The following is a 14,124-nucleotide window of genomic DNA, read 5'->3' as shown; positions in this document are numbered from 1 at the left end:
ACCCTATCAATAGGGTAGCAATCCTGTCTTAAATTTCAACCCAACCTCGCCGCAATGCGGCGAAGGACTTTGTAATAAAAGGAAACTTTTTTGTTTTAGAGATCACAGAGACGTGTTCTTGCCCAATCGATCAGGGTTCAAACCCCGCAACATTGCCTTCATGCACCCAGGCCGAAGAGCATTTTCCGAGATAGGCGGTATCCGTTGGCCAGCCCTCTGGCGTCAAACCGCAGGCCGCCAATTTAGCGTCATACCCCAGCTCACTCATGTAACCATTCGCGCCGTCGCCTTTCTCCGGATCGGTCCAGATGATGCCGGAAAAGCCGTTGTCGAAATCGCATTCGAACGCGTTCTCCAAGGCATAGGGTGAGATGTAGCCCAAAATGGCCGCCTCTTCGAAGGGCGCGGCATAGAGCGCGATCTGGCCATTCTGGGTGCCTTTATTGCTGATCACGCCGCTGACTTCACGACATTCCGCACCACCATAGGGGGCCGCCCCCACAAGCGGCATGCGGGGCTGATAATAGGCCGCGCTCTCACCGCTTGGCCCGGTGCGAAAACTGTTGAACGCGATGTCCCGCGCCGCAAGGATGTCCGACACCTCGGCACTGAGCGCCGGGGTCAGACAGGACAGCGTGCGTGCCGGTGCGACGCTCCGATCAAAGAGATCAAGCCAAATCTCCGCTTCTTCAGCACCCGCTCCATCCATCGGCGTTTTGATGTTGAGCACGGCCCGTCCGCCTTCGTGCAAAAACGTCAGGCTGTAGCTGTCCCAAGGATAGCCGCCTGTGCCCGGCGTCATATCGAATGGCGTGTCGATGGCCAGTTGCGTGAGCGGCCCGTCTGAGATTTGAGGCGTGACATGCAGCTCAAAAGCCGGGGCGCCCGTTTCGGGATGCTGCGCGCCGCAGAGTTTGATCTCTTCGGCCTCTTCGGTCACGCACAGCACCTGTGTCGCCAGAATGTCGTCGCAAAACGCATGGGCGCCCGCCGTCGAAGACAAGAGGGCCAGGGGGAAACAGGGGATAAAAAATCGCATCGTTAAAGTCCTTACATCCGTTTTTAGACCTGCGTCACTGCACACGGTCAAGAAATGCGCCATCGACCCAGCCCGTCGCACAGGGGCCGTGATAGGGCGTATAAAGCTGCTCGGGGCGGATGAGACAGGAGGTGACCCCATTGGTGGGGATCGCCACGGCGAGGAAATCCCCGTCGCGGGCGATGACATCCACGGTGTCTCCCTCATAGAGCCGCCACCAGACGGGCGTCGCAGCGTTTGGACGGGCGGTCGCATAGACCGGAAGCCCTTCGCCTGTCGGCACGGGCATTACCTCTGCGACGCCAACCGCATTGGGCTCCGGCACCACGACATCCTGCGAAAAGAACAGCCCGATGGGACCGCGCGTCTCAAGCGGCGCCCAAAGCGCCTCCGTGTCGGCGTAGACGGTTTGCGACAGGCAGGGCGTCTGATCGATGTCTTGCTGCCAATGCGCAGATTGCAGCCACATCTCGGTGGGGCCATCTTCTGCCACCGCCTCTTCCATGTCGTCCCAAGGCAGGCTGGCATGAACCGTCACCGGCTCATTCAGATCGGTGCTCCAGAACCCCAATTCGACGCGAAGATCATCGCCCTCTTGCCAGCTAAACCACGTGGTCGCCGCCTCCGCGATCAGCGGCGTGTCGTAGTAAGTCGCGCCGGTTTCAAGCGCGTGGCGAACAAGGCTAAAGCGCGCGTCTTGCGCGCAGACGGTGATCTGTTCGCGGGGTTCGGCCTCGGTCGTGCATTGAAACACGACCTCGCCGTCGCAGACGCCCTGCGCGACCGCGCTTTGCGCAAAACCAGCGGCCAGACAGGCCAAAGCCGCTTTTCGGAGATGTCTCTGCATCGCTGTTACGGCGAGACTTGCGCCAGGTCGATCATCTCGATCAACGCGCCGAGATCGGAGGTGACAGAGCCCGCGTCGCAGGTCAAAGTCGCAAGCACCTCGTTGTTCTGGATCACGGTGATACCCCCCTCGGCCTCGGCTTCTGCATCCCGCTCTACGCCCGCCCAGACCTCATAGGCATACCCGCCATCCGCGTTAAAGGTCACGGAATCAGTCATATAGCTACCCATGCCATTCCAGGCCGCGTAGGACAGCGTGACTTTTTCTTGCAGGATTTCTTTCTCCACCTCGCCATTGGATTTGAAAAAACCGTAAGAGGCCATGTCGCCATCTTCCCAAATCGCATCGCAAAGCTCGACCGCTTTGGCGCCATTGTTGAAGGTACAGGAGAAGACTTCGGTTCCATCGAGCAGGCAATACTGTCCGGCCTGCGCCATACCGGCGGCAAAAAACAGTGCGGTTGCGAGAGAGATTCTTTTCATTGGCTTTCCTTGATCGAAAATCATTTCATGACACGGGCTGCCGCGGCAACGTCGGACATGAATGCTGCGACAGGTGGCTTTGGCGCGCTCAGTACTACGGACCCGAATAGGTGATGGGAGGGGGAAAATGTCGGCAGCTTTCCCAAGCCGCAGGCGCAAAACACCATCGAACATTGCGGCAGCGCCCGATCATGAGGGGCATGAAAATTCCGTCCTGCCAAGAACCACGACTGACAAAAGTCAATACTTTACGAGAAAAATAAAACTTTGGACGCTCAGTCTTTCGACACTGAAAAACGATCTCTTTCAGTTGCCTCAACCTCATGGACAAGGAGAAAAAAAATGGCCGCCCAATGGGCGACCTCATTGCAGGTGCTTTTGTATCTGGATGTCTACGTCGAACGACATCTCCTGACCTGCCGCCTGCACGGCCCCGGCACAAAAAAACGAGGCCAGATGCGCCTGAGATTAGAACGAACTATAGCCACCATCGGCCATAATCAATTGCCCGTTGATCGCTGACGACAGCGGCGACAACAGGAAAGCGACGACATTGGCCACTTCAGGGGGCTGTAGAAGGGCGCCGCTTGGCATATCTTCAAGCCATTTCTCAACCACCTCAGGATGTTCGATCCCAACCGATTTCAACATCTCGGTCTCTGTATACCCGGGGCCAACGGCATTCACGCGCACCCCGGTTTTGGCCCATTCAACGCCAACGACCCGAGCCATATGTGCCACCGCCGCTTTTGACACGTCATATGCCGCATGAAGCTCCGGACGCACGGCTTTGACACCGGCGATAGAGGAAATGATGACAATCGCGCCTGCCCCCGCTTTGGTCATATGCCGCCCTGCGGCCCGCACGGAATAGAAGACGCCATCGAGGTTCACCGACATGACACCGCGCCACTCATCATCGCTATGGTCGAGCATCGCATTCGAGTTCGCGTAAGCGGCATTGGCGACGAACCCATCGATGGCCCCACGAGTCTGAACCACACCATCGATAAAGGCATCGACCACGTCACTCTTCGTCACATCGACAACATGACCTTCTGCGGAATAGCCCTCCGCCTGCAAAGCGGCGGCGGCCTCTGCTGCGCCCGACAGATCAGCGATGACCACATGGCCGCCGAGACGGCAGATGGTGTGCGCAATCGCGTTGCCGATGCCGCGTGCACCCCCGGTGATGGCGATCGTTTTTCCTGAAAATTCCATATTTTCTCTCCTACTGCGCGGTATAGCCGCCGTCACAGACGACACTGGAGCCGGTCACGAAACGCGCCTCATCAGAGGCGAGAAAGAGCACGCAATTGGCCACATCTTCCGGTTCACCCAAAGTCAAAGGATGCTTCTCGCCCATCATGGCGAGATAGGCCTCCCGCCCCTCGGGCCAAGTGTCGGCGGCCTGAAGGAACAGCTCCGTTTTGGTCGAACCGGGATGAACGGCATTGACGCGAATGCCATAGGGCGCATAGCAAATCGCGTCCGTCTTCGTCATCAGCAACACAGCCCCCTTGGTGGCATGATAGGCTGGCAAATCCGCAGACCCGATCAGGCCATAAATGGAGGAGAAATTGACGATGGACCCCGTCTTTTTCTCCATCATGGTCGGCAGCACGTGTTTGGTCGTGAAGAACGTGCCTTTGACATTGACGTTGAAAACACTGTCCCACTCGGCTTCGCTCATCTCGTGGACCAGCTTATTGACCCCCGGTGTAGCGGCGTTGTTCACGAGGATGTCGATGGTGCCGAAACGCGCCAGCACGTCTTTGATGCCCTGCTGAACGGAGGCTTCCTTGGTCAGGTCAACCTTGACGAACAGAGCCGAGGTCGGGCCCGCATCGATCTCGTCCGCAACCTCCTGCGCCTTGTCGAGAATGTCGAAAATCACGACATCGGCGCCCTCTTCGGCCAACCGCCGGGCTGTCGCAGCCCCGATCCCTTGGGCGCCACCTGTCACGATTGCGATTTTTCCGGCTACACGTCCTTGTGTCATTGCTTTCTCCATGAATGTGCATTTGGCCCGGCCGTAACCGGGCAGAATGTCTTATTTGATGAATTGATATTTCTTGCGGTCCGTCGTGATCGCCACGGCAACGATGATCACCAGCCCTTTGACGATGTCCTGCGTAAAGCCACCGACACCGGTCACATCCATGCCATTGGACAGGATCGCGATGAGCAACACGCCCAGAATGGTGCGATGTGGGCCGCCGACACCGCCCGAAAGGGCCGTACCCCCCATCACGATGGCCGCGATTGAGTTCAGCAAGATCGACGAGCCTGCCGCAGGCGTCCCCGCCCCGACCTGTCCCGCCAAAAGCGCACCGGCCAGACCACAAAGCGCACCGCAAACCACGAAGGCTTTGATCTTGAAGCGGTTGATCGGCACACCGGAGTTGGAGGCCACAACCTCACCGCCACCGATGGCATAGAGATAGCGGCCGAATTTGGTGCGCAGCGCGACGAAGGTCAAAAGCAGCGCCGTGAGCAAAGCGATGGCAGCGACATTCGGCACGCCCATGATGAACGACCCGTTGATCAGATCGGTATAGCCCCAATCCTGATAGATGATCGCGATCCCGCCGGAGACATGCCCGGCAAGCCCGGCCAGAACCGACATCATGCCCAGCGTCGCCAAAAAGGAGGGCACCTTGAGATACACCAGCAACCCACCGTTGACGGCGCCCACCACGGCGCCTGTGGCGATGGCGATACAGATCGCCGCGACACTTCCGTACAGATCGACACTGATTGCGGTGACGAGCGTGGCCAAAACGACGGTGGCCCCGACCGAAAGGTCAATCGACCCGATCATGATCACCAATGTGCCCGCCAAGGCGACCAAGAGCAGGACAGAGGATTGCATCCCGATGTTTTGAAAATTGGCCAGCGTCCAGAAGAGCGGGTTTTGGATGGTGAAGAAGGCGATCAGCACGCCCAGCGCGCAAAGCTGTGCCAGAATGGCATAGTAGGGGCGCAGCGCATTTTGTCCCTTGGAGGGCACGCCGGCATTTGTTGTCATTGCGGTCATGTCATAACCTCCTTTTAAATCATGCTTTTGACGATGGTGGCTTCTTCGGGCTTAGCCCCGAAGGCGGCCGGAAGTTCGGCTGTCACCTGCCCGCGCCGCATCACCAGAATGCGGTTCGACAGGCCGATCAGCTCGGGCAGATTGTCAGAGATCAAAAGAACCGAGGTCCCTTGGTCCGCGACATCGCGGATCAGATCGTAGATTTCCTCTTTCGCCCCGACATCGAGCCCCCGCCCCGGCTCATCGAGCACCAGGACATCGACGCCGCGTGCCAACCATTTGGCAAAGACAACCTTTTGCTGGTTGCCCCCCGACAGGTTGCGCGCCAAAGCCCGCCGCCCCGGTGCGCGCACCTTCAACCGTTTCAACCAGTGATCCGTGACCTCTGCGCTCTTGCGGGAGGACAGATCGATCCGCAGCGGCCCGGCAATATTGGTCAGGCCGGGCAAGGTGAGGTTCCACTCCAGAGAATGCGCCCCGATGATGCCCGCGAGATTGCGTTCGGCAGGCACATATCCGATGCCCTCAGAAATGGCCTGGAAGCTGGAGCCTGACGCAAGAGGTTTGTCATGGATCATGACCGTCCCGCCATCGCGCGGCGTCAACCCCGCAATCATACTCGCTACGACGGACTTGCCGGAGCCAAGCACGCCGGCAACCCCCAAGATTTCTCCCTTGTGCAAATCGAATGAGGTCGGTTCTACCTCGCCCTCTTTCGCCAGATCCCGAATCGAGATCACCACCTGATCGTCCGGTGTGCGCTGACGGAATTCCTTGTAGTATTCCTCTTCGCGCTTTCGCCCGACAATCAGCTCATGCAGGCCATCCGGACTGGTTTCCGAAGCTTCCAGCTGTTGCATCACCTGCCCGTCTTTGAGGGCCACGATTTCATCGCAGCACCGAAAGATGTCCGCCATAGAGTGCGACACGATGATGATGGATGCCTTCGACCGCCATTGAGCAATGCCTTCAAAGAGTTTGTTGGCCTCATTCTCAGACAGGGCGGAGGTTGGTTCATCCAGCAAGATGATCGGCTCGACCGGATAGACACGAGACAACGCAAAGGCTTTGGCGATCTCCACCAATTGCCTCTGCCCAAAAGACAGATCCCCCGTGACCGCTTTGGGGTCCACATTGTCGATCCCCAAATCCTCAAGAACCTCTTGTGTGACCCGGATCATCCGGTCACGTTCGAGCACCCCAAAGGTCGTGAATTTGGCTTCGCGGCCCAGAAAAACATTTTCATAGACCTTCAGTTGCGGCACCAGACCCTGTTCCTGAAAAACAGTTGCAATGCCATGGCGCGCCGCTTCTTCGGGGTGCCCTAGATGGGCCTGCTCCCCATGAATGCGCACGACGCCCTCATCCGGCGACACCACGCCATTGATGCTGCCTAAAATCGTCGATTTCCCGGCGCCATTCTCACCGACCAGCCCGAGGACCGTATTTTTCCGCAACCGAAAGGAGACATCCCGGATAGCCGGGATGCCGTTGTAGGACTTGCTGACGCCCATAAGTTCGAGCGCAACAGCAGAGGTCTCTGCTGATGTGTGCTTCACAGTCTCAGTCATGTTTGAAAGTCCCGCGCTCAGGCTTTGAACGGACCGGAAATATAGTGGCCCTCATAGAGCTGAACCACGCGATCGAATTCGCCGCTGCTCTTCATGTCAGCATAGGCCGGGTTGAGCCGGTCCTTATTGTCCGGGAACAACGCGAAATGCGTTTCCGGATCAATCGGCATGATTTTCGCCTGCGGATTCCAGTCGTCAGGATTGAGCGTGCGGCTCATCTTGGTCCAATCATAGGCCGGACCGTCCGCGCCATAGAGGTTGTCCAGATAATGCTGCACGTTGTCCTCAGTGATCAGGGCGGATTCGGTATACATCATCCGCTCGGGCAGGCTCGGCTTCCATCCGTTCAAAGCATCGAACACAGAGGTGACCATAAAGGCCGCCTGATACGCCGGGAGCGAAGAATGGGTCGCGGCGAGGCGGCCACTTTTCACCGCGTTCAGACCATCGGGCAAACCATCGATGCCCACGACAGGAATGTCGGTTCGGTCCCGCTCATCCAACACCGCCAAAACGCCCTCGGCGATCGAGTCGTTCTGCGCCATTACACCTTTGAGATCCGGATGCGCCGTGATCATCGACAACATGGCATCGCGCCCGCTCTCCCGGTCCCATTGGGTTCGCAGATTGCCAACCACTTCGATGCCCGGATATTCCGCAGCCGCCCGCATGACACCCGCCGTTCGGAAGGCATCCGTCGGCGTGGGGAGCCCCCAGATATGGACGACCTTGCCCTCACCGCCGATCCGTTCGAACAGCACTTTGGCGACTTCGTAGCCCGCAAGTTCAGAGTTCGGGGTGGAATATTGCACATGGTAGTCGCCGACATCGACCGGAGAGAACCACGCGGGATGCTCCCAGATGTTGGAATAGTAAATACCGGACGACTGAAGCGTCTTGGCCATCTGCGGCACGGCGCCATCGGGGAAAGGCAGGCCGATGAACATTTTCGCGCCCTGTTGCGGGGCGGAGCGGACCTGGCTGATCTGTTTGGCCGGATCTGATCCGTGCAGCATTTGCGCGCCATCCAGACCTAGGGCAGCGGTGCAAGCTTCGAAGCCTTTCACCCATTCCACCCAATAGGAATGCAGCACGTCGACCTGATAGATGATCTTCCCGGTTGTCGCGGCCTGTGCCGACGTCGTGGTCGCAAGGCCTGTCGCCCCGGTGATGCCAGCGGCTGCTGCCAGCTGCATGAAGACGCGGCGTGAGAACGGTTCATGAATGGAGTTTCCAGCGCGCACAATACGGCTCTCCACGGACTCAGTCTTTTTCATTGGGTCTCCTCCCCAGATGTTGCACCGCCTCATCTCCTCCAAAGAACACCCAGGGCCGTGCGCGTATCATGGTGCTCCATACCGTCATCCAATATTACCATAATACAGTCAAGAATTATCTTACTGACTTACCGTAATACGATAAGATGGCGCGACTTCCCCCCAAAAAAGCGACCTCGAGCACATCAAATGACGCGACAAAAAAGAAAGCCCCGGATAGGCTTGCGCATATCCGGGGCATATTTTTTTATCGCAGACGGCTCTGAACCCTCAGCCCACAGTCACGCCCCCGCAGACAAAGAGCGTTTGCCCAGTCACGAAAGACGCCTTGTCATCGCAGAAGAAACTGATGGCATTGGCCACGTCTTCAGGCTTCCCCATACGACCGAGAGGCACTTGATCGATGATCGCGCGCGTCTTCGGCGCATCTGGCGGATTGTTGTCCCAGAATGCCGTGGTCGCGATCGGGCCGGGAGCAACGCAATTGACGGTGATCCCATGCGGCGCCAATTCCAGCGCCCAGGTGCGCGCCATGGATTGCGCGGCCCCTTTAGACGCCGAGTAAAGCGTACGGTCCAGCTTGCCCTTGGTGACGCGGCTGGTGTTGAACACAATGCGCCCTCCCGCGCCCGCGCGGCGCATGGCAGGCACTGCCTCCTGGGCGCACACGATCGCCGCGCGCAGATTGAGATGCATCACTTTGTCGAAATCACTCAGATCGACATCCTCAAGCGGCGCAGGGAACACCAACCCGACATTGTTCACCAAACAATGCACCCCGTGCTCAGCAATAATTGCCGCCACGGTCGCCCGCGTCGCTTCCACATCGGAAAGGTCCACCTGACGAAAATCCGCCAGAAGCGCGGCATCCTCCGGGGCAACGACATCCAGCACGAACACGCGATATCCATCGTCGCTGAGCCGCTTGCTGATGGCATAGCCGATATTGCGCGCGCCACCGGTTACGATGGCCGTTTTTGACAGCATCTCCTGTCCTCCATTCATATCAAGATCGCAAACTGAGGAACCGTCTCAGAGACGGGGCGTCACCGGCTCCAAATGAAAGCGGAATGTGCCGTCGGCTTCCTTTGTCAGATCGCCAAGACCCGGGAACGGGAAATGATACCCGTGATAGCGGATGCCCTCAGCGCAGACCTTCTCGAAGACATCACGCTTCGCCTGCGCGCCGAGCGCCGGATCGCTGTCGAAATCCATATGGAAATACCATTCCGGGTGAATGGGATCATACACCTGATGATGCGCCAGATCTCCGGTAAACATCACCTTCTCCCCTTTGCTTTCAAAGACAAAGGCGGATTGGCCAGAACTATGTCCCGCAGCCGACACCGAGGTCACACCCGGCAGAACTTCGTCCCCAATCTCAAAGGTTTTCACCTTACCCTCATAGGGCTTAAGCGCCTCAAGCGTCCCTTGGGTCCAGGCCTTTTTATGATCGCTGCGCGTCAGGTTCTCAGCGTCAGTCCACTCTTCCCAGTCCTGTCGGCTCACATGGATTTCGGCATTCGGGAAAGCGGCGGACATGTCCGGGCGTCGCAAACCAAAGCTGTGGTCCGGGTGAAGATGCGTCATGAGAACCACGTCGATATCAGCCGGATCAAGCCCCGCCGCCGCCATGTTTTCCAACAACCGGCCCATTTTATCGCCGAACATATCCGAATACTGGCCCATACCGGCATCGATCAGAACGAGACGGTCCCCCATATTCACAACGACAGGGTTCAAATCCATCGGAATATAGTCAATCGGCAACCTGTATTCGACCTTCAGCCGCGCCATTTCCTCTGGGTCGGCATTCGGAAACAGACCGTCATAGCTGTGATGAATGTAGCCATCCCACACAGACGTGCATTCCAAATCCCCGATCCGAAATCTATACCACCCTGCATTCTGTTGATTTTGCAGTGCTGCGACCATTGTGCGCTCCTCCTTCTTTGAAACGCGACGCGCACCGCGTAGAGAGTCCGGCGGTGAACATCGCGCAATTTCCGTCATACCGTAATACAGGATGATGGATGGCGTCTATCCCTATTTGCGCACAACTTATGTCCATCCCACCGGCGAACACCGCACCCCGCCCGCATCGCAAACCACCAGAATTAAGTGGAAATATCCATTCGGCCGACTGTCACGCGCCATGATCGCCTTGATCGTATTACAATCACACGGTACTGTTGCAGAGAGCTCAGACGTCCTTGTGACGAAAACGCGCTACGCAATTTAATGTTTATGAACATAGGAGCACCGAATGCCAGCTCGGCGCGCAATCGCAAGAACAGCAGCCCCCCTGCGCCAACAAGTTGTGCAGATGATCCGCGAAGACATTCTTCAAGAAAATCTCAAACCTGGCCAACGCCTCGTCGAAAGCGTTCTGTGCGAAACATATGACGTGTCGCGCACCGTCATCCGTGAGGCTCTCCGCCAGCTGGAATCCGAACACCTCATCACGGTTGTCCCGAACTCCGGTCCAATCGTGACCGTCCTGAGCCAGCAAGACATTCAAGCGCTCTACGTGGTCCGGGCCAATCTCGAAGGCCTCACCGCAAATCTTTTTGCGCAGAACGCCTCCGACGAGCAATGCCAGCAGCTGCTCAACATCGCCGCGCGTTTGGACAAAGAATACCGCCACGGCGATGTCCAAAGCCGCGAACTCATCAAGGCCGAGTTTTATGATGTGCTGATCAGCGGTGCACATAACAACGTGCTCAGAGAAACCCTTGGCCTCATTCATGCCCGGATCGCAATTTTCCGGCGCTTCGCCTTTCTGGACGAAAGCCGCACCGAAGAGTCCATCGCAGAGCTCAAAACGATCATCCACGAAGCCGCCGAAGCGCATAATGGACAGGCTGCAGCAACCGCTGCAGAAGATCACGTCATTCTCGCCGCCAAATATGCAGAGCAAGAATATATCAGCCGAAATGCGGCCTTGATCGAGGCTTGAGGCCACTCGCAAGAGCAGCCTCAAATGGGTTTCGAGGGCTGCTTTACGGAGCGGCCCACCAACTCCGGTCATTCGCCACACCGCGCGCCAAAAGCTTTTTTACAAAATCTTCTGTGAGCGGTGCAGGATTGTTGAGGACCAGTCGGCGCGCCGATACGGCAGAGCGCGCGATCTGATCGAAATGCGCCTCGCTCACCCCAAGGGACGCCAATTCAAGCGGAACGCCCGCTGCGGCCAAGAGCTCTTCGATCCGCGCAATCGCCGCACGCCCTTTATCGTCAAGTGACTCCAGACCTCCCCCAACGCCGAGAATATCGGCCATACGTGCGAATTCCTCACGCGCGTAGGGTTGGTTGGCGCGCATGACATAGGGCAGCAAAGCACCCACACCGATGCCATGCGGGGTATGGCCGATCGAGGCCATCGGGCTTTGGATCGCATGCGCCGCCGCCGTGCCCGTCGTGTTGATGACCATGCCCGCACAATAGGCGGCAAACATCACATCCGACCGCGCCACCAAGTCGGACGGCGTCTCTACGACCGTGCCTAGAGAGCGACTCATCAACCGCAGCCCCTCCTCACAGAACACATCCGTAATCCGATTTTTACCGACATAGACTTCCGTCGCGAGTTGGTCGGGAGATGGGTTCTTGGGACGTGCCGTGAACCCTTCGACCAGATGCGACAGCGCATCCGCGGCGGTTGCGGCCGTCAGCCCCGGCGGGCAGGTGATCGTCAACTCAGGATCGATAATGGCCACATCAGGAACAATAGAGGCATCCGCAATGGCCATTTTCATCTGCTTTTCGTCGTCGAAAACAATCGCCAGATTGGTGACCTCTGCCCCTGTCCCGCCTGTGGTGGGAATGGCAATCGTCGGGACCGTCGGCCCGGGCACGGCGAATTCGCCAAAATAGTCCCGCACATCCCCGCCAAAACGAAGAACGACAGAGCAAGCTTTGGCCAGATCCATACACGACCCGCCACCAAGCCCCACGATCAGGTCAGGCGGATTGGCACCAAACCGCTCCGCGACGGCCAAGACATTGGAGCGCGGCAGATCCGGAAGCGCCTCCGTAAAGCTGTCCACAGTCAGCCCCTGCGCCGTCAAATCCGCAACCATATCGGCAAAGCTGTCTGTGCCCGCCATGCGTTCGTCGGTCACGATCAAAACGGACTTTCCCATGCTGGCCGCGATACGACCAAGCTGACGCCTCTGACCGGGCCCGAACAGCACGGTGTTGGGCTGGCGCACCAGCCCTATTCCAAGTGTATTTTCCATCGAAACTGCCCTCTCAAGCATCAAGCAACACCCTGTGCCTCATTGACGGTCAAGGCAATGTACTTGTCTTCCATGAACTCATAGATGCCCTCTTGACCACCCTCGCGCCCAATGCCGGAGGCCTTGGTGCCACCGAAGGGCGCGGCCGCGTCAGCCATGATGCCACGGTTGATGCCGACCATCCCGAACTCAAGCCGCTCCCCGAAGGTCAGCGCACGCGAGACATCTTTGGTGAACACATAAGAGGCCAGACCGAAGTCGCTCTTATTGGCAAAGGCCAGCGCCTCTGCTGCATTCTCAACCGGGAAGATGGTGGCAACCGGAGCGAACAGCTCGTTGGAACACATCACCTCGTTCGGGGCATCGAAGCGAATGACGGTCGGCTGGAAGAAATACCCGGGGCCCTCGACAGCAGCCCCTCCGGTCACAACCGTTCCGCCTGCGGCCTCCAAGGAACGAATCGTATCCCCAAGACGATCCCGCTGACGGGCCGAAATCATCGGACCGACATCGACAGAGGTCATCCCATCGCCGACCGTCAGAGCCTCGACCTCTTTGAGGAATTTTTCGGTGAATTCTTTTTCGACCTTTTTGTCCACGATGATTCTGTTTGCAGCCACACAGGCCTGCCCCGCATTGCGGAATTTGCAGATCACGGCCTGCTCAACGGCCAGATCGATGTCAGCGTCATCCAGAACCACAAACGGCCCATCGCCACCAAGCTCAAGCGAACATTTCGTGATGTTCTTGGCCGCCAGCTCCATCAACAAGCCCCCCACACGGGTCGAGCCAGTGAACGACACCTTACGGATACGCTTATCATTCATCAGCGGCGTCGAAACCGATGCAGAATTTGTCGTATGAATCAGGTTCATAACCCCGTCCGGGAACCCGGCCTCCTGCACCAGCTCCGCGAAGAGCGCGCAGGTCAACGGCGTTTCCTGAGCCGATTTCACGACCATTGTACAACCGGCGGCCAGAGCGGCGCCGCCCTTGCGAACGATCATCAAAAGCGGGAAGTTCCACGGCGTGATCAAAAGGCAAGGGCCGATCGGCTGTTTGGCCACCATGATGCGAAAGCCGCCATTCGATGCCGGGGCGTAGCTGCCGTGAAGATGCGCCGTTTGTTCGGCAAACCAGCGCAAGAAATCGCAGGACAGTTTAAATTCGGCCCGCGCCTCGGTCAGAGGCTTGCCGCTTTCAAGCGTCATGACGCGCGCAAAATCTTCCTGCCGTGTCAGCATGAGATCGTAAAGCCGGTGCATCAATTCAGCGCGCTGCCGCGGCGCGACATTGCGCCAGCCCTCTTTCGCGGCTTCCGCAGCATCAAGCGCCAACAGCGCTTCGCGTTCCCCGGCACTGGACACAGAGGCAAAAACTTCGCCGGTTGCCGGGTTCGAGACCGGAAACTCCGCGTCACCTTCCAACCATTTCCCATTGATCAGCAGGCGGCCGTTCGGCTGCACGAATGTCGTATCCGCCACGACCGGCTTGGGTGAGTTTTTGTTCATTGAGTCCTCCTACGCCCGAATAAGCCCCGGAGAATCCCCGGATAAGCTCTTTGCCGAGCTAAAAAATTGAATTTCAGTATTAGCGTAATACAATATGATTGTCCGAGCAAGTGGAT

13 protein-coding genes are annotated in these 14,124 nt (G+C 57.9%); 1 reads left to right on the top strand and 12 read right to left on the bottom strand.

Going from position 1 to position 14,124, the window contains the following annotated elements:
- Positions 1 to 130: 130 nt before the first annotated feature.
- The 10 genes from ACN0X0_RS08705 to ACN0X0_RS08660 all read right to left on the bottom strand — a co-directional run bounded on the left by ACN0X0_RS08705 (position 131) and on the right by ACN0X0_RS08660 (position 10,191).
- Entirely contained in the window at positions 131 to 1,039 is a 909-nt protein-coding gene (locus ACN0X0_RS08705; protein WP_417278834.1) for a hypothetical protein, read from the bottom strand.
- 34 nt (positions 1,040 to 1,073) lie between these two features.
- Positions 1,074 to 1,886, bottom strand: coding sequence for a hypothetical protein (locus tag ACN0X0_RS08700; RefSeq protein ID WP_417278833.1), 813 nt, complete (start codon positions 1,884 to 1,886; stop codon positions 1,074 to 1,076).
- A 5-nt stretch (positions 1,887 to 1,891) separates the two neighbouring features.
- Positions 1,892 to 2,368 carry a hypothetical protein gene (locus ACN0X0_RS08695; RefSeq protein ID WP_417278832.1) on the bottom strand — a complete coding sequence of 159 codons (477 nt, stop codon included), beginning with the start codon at positions 2,366 to 2,368 and terminating at the stop codon, positions 1,892 to 1,894.
- A 468-nt stretch (positions 2,369 to 2,836) separates the two neighbouring features.
- On the bottom strand, positions 2,837 to 3,589 hold the full coding sequence (locus ACN0X0_RS08690) for an SDR family NAD(P)-dependent oxidoreductase (protein WP_417278831.1): 753 nt from the start codon (positions 3,587 to 3,589) through the stop codon (positions 2,837 to 2,839).
- Between the two features lie 10 nt (positions 3,590 to 3,599).
- Complete coding sequence (locus ACN0X0_RS08685; RefSeq protein WP_417278830.1) at positions 3,600 to 4,370, bottom strand: SDR family NAD(P)-dependent oxidoreductase; 771 nt, start codon at positions 4,368 to 4,370, stop codon at positions 3,600 to 3,602.
- 51 nt (positions 4,371 to 4,421) lie between these two features.
- Positions 4,422 to 5,408: an ABC transporter permease gene (locus ACN0X0_RS08680; protein WP_226552636.1), complete on the bottom strand. Its 987-nt coding sequence runs from the start codon at positions 5,406 to 5,408 to the stop codon at positions 4,422 to 4,424.
- A gap of 14 nt (positions 5,409 to 5,422) precedes the next feature.
- Complete coding sequence (locus tag ACN0X0_RS08675) at positions 5,423 to 6,979, bottom strand: sugar ABC transporter ATP-binding protein (RefSeq protein WP_417278829.1); 1,557 nt, start codon at positions 6,977 to 6,979, stop codon at positions 5,423 to 5,425.
- A gap of 17 nt (positions 6,980 to 6,996) precedes the next feature.
- Positions 6,997 to 8,256, bottom strand: a complete 1,260-nt coding sequence (locus ACN0X0_RS08670; protein ID WP_417278828.1) for a sugar ABC transporter substrate-binding protein — start codon at positions 8,254 to 8,256, stop codon at positions 6,997 to 6,999.
- 270 nt (positions 8,257 to 8,526) lie between these two features.
- Positions 8,527 to 9,243, bottom strand: a complete 717-nt coding sequence (locus ACN0X0_RS08665) for an SDR family NAD(P)-dependent oxidoreductase (protein ID WP_417278827.1) — start codon at positions 9,241 to 9,243, stop codon at positions 8,527 to 8,529.
- Positions 9,244 to 9,288: 45 nt separating this feature from the next.
- Positions 9,289 to 10,191, bottom strand: coding sequence for an MBL fold metallo-hydrolase (locus ACN0X0_RS08660; protein ID WP_417278826.1), 903 nt, complete (start codon positions 10,189 to 10,191; stop codon positions 9,289 to 9,291).
- A gap of 331 nt (positions 10,192 to 10,522) precedes the next feature.
- Between ACN0X0_RS08660 and ACN0X0_RS08655 the strand changes: the two genes are divergently transcribed.
- The gene (locus ACN0X0_RS08655) at positions 10,523 to 11,215 is read left to right on the top strand and encodes a GntR family transcriptional regulator (protein WP_226552626.1); all 693 of its coding nucleotides are present in this window, start codon (positions 10,523 to 10,525) and stop codon (positions 11,213 to 11,215) included.
- Positions 11,216 to 11,258: 43 nt separating this feature from the next.
- Here ACN0X0_RS08655 and ACN0X0_RS08650 read toward each other — a convergent pair whose 3' ends face one another.
- Together ACN0X0_RS08650 and ACN0X0_RS08645 are read right to left on the bottom strand one after the other, a co-directional pair.
- On the bottom strand, positions 11,259 to 12,497 hold the full coding sequence (locus tag ACN0X0_RS08650; RefSeq protein ID WP_417278825.1) for an iron-containing alcohol dehydrogenase: 1,239 nt from the start codon (positions 12,495 to 12,497) through the stop codon (positions 11,259 to 11,261).
- A 20-nt stretch (positions 12,498 to 12,517) separates the two neighbouring features.
- On the bottom strand, positions 12,518 to 14,008 hold the full coding sequence (locus ACN0X0_RS08645; protein ID WP_417278824.1) for an NAD-dependent succinate-semialdehyde dehydrogenase: 1,491 nt from the start codon (positions 14,006 to 14,008) through the stop codon (positions 12,518 to 12,520).
- Positions 14,009 to 14,124: the final 116 nt, after the last annotated feature.

It is taken from the genome of Celeribacter sp. (assembly GCF_048270365.1).
In the GTDB taxonomy this organism is placed as follows: domain Bacteria; phylum Pseudomonadota; class Alphaproteobacteria; order Rhodobacterales; family Rhodobacteraceae; genus Celeribacter.
The sequence above is the reverse complement of the archived record's forward strand: the minus strand, read 5'-3'. Positions and strand labels throughout refer to the sequence as shown.

Excerpts from the sequence above, each read along its gene's own strand:
- ACN0X0_RS08705 (WP_417278834.1), bottom strand. The coding sequence starts at position 1,039 with ATGCGATTTTTTATCCCCTGTTTCCCCCTGGCCCTCTTGTCTTCGACG.
- ACN0X0_RS08700 (WP_417278833.1), bottom strand. The coding sequence starts at position 1,886 with ATGCAGAGACATCTCCGAAAAGCGGCTTTGGCCTGTCTGGCCGCTGGT.
- ACN0X0_RS08695 (WP_417278832.1), bottom strand. The coding sequence starts at position 2,368 with ATGAAAAGAATCTCTCTCGCAACCGCACTGTTTTTTGCCGCCGGTATG.
- ACN0X0_RS08690 (WP_417278831.1), bottom strand. The coding sequence starts at position 3,589 with ATGGAATTTTCAGGAAAAACGATCGCCATCACCGGGGGTGCACGCGGC.
- ACN0X0_RS08685 (WP_417278830.1), bottom strand. The coding sequence starts at position 4,370 with ATGACACAAGGACGTGTAGCCGGAAAAATCGCAATCGTGACAGGTGGC.
- ACN0X0_RS08680 (WP_226552636.1), bottom strand. The coding sequence starts at position 5,408 with ATGACCGCAATGACAACAAATGCCGGCGTGCCCTCCAAGGGACAAAAT.
- ACN0X0_RS08675 (WP_417278829.1), bottom strand. The coding sequence starts at position 6,979 with ATGACTGAGACTGTGAAGCACACATCAGCAGAGACCTCTGCTGTTGCG.
- ACN0X0_RS08670 (WP_417278828.1), bottom strand. The coding sequence starts at position 8,256 with ATGAAAAAGACTGAGTCCGTGGAGAGCCGTATTGTGCGCGCTGGAAAC.
- ACN0X0_RS08665 (WP_417278827.1), bottom strand. The coding sequence starts at position 9,243 with ATGCTGTCAAAAACGGCCATCGTAACCGGTGGCGCGCGCAATATCGGC.
- ACN0X0_RS08660 (WP_417278826.1), bottom strand. The coding sequence starts at position 10,191 with ATGGTCGCAGCACTGCAAAATCAACAGAATGCAGGGTGGTATAGATTT.
- ACN0X0_RS08655 (WP_226552626.1), top strand. The coding sequence starts at position 10,523 with ATGCCAGCTCGGCGCGCAATCGCAAGAACAGCAGCCCCCCTGCGCCAA.
- ACN0X0_RS08650 (WP_417278825.1), bottom strand. The coding sequence starts at position 12,497 with ATGGAAAATACACTTGGAATAGGGCTGGTGCGCCAGCCCAACACCGTG.
- ACN0X0_RS08645 (WP_417278824.1), bottom strand. The coding sequence starts at position 14,008 with ATGAACAAAAACTCACCCAAGCCGGTCGTGGCGGATACGACATTCGTG.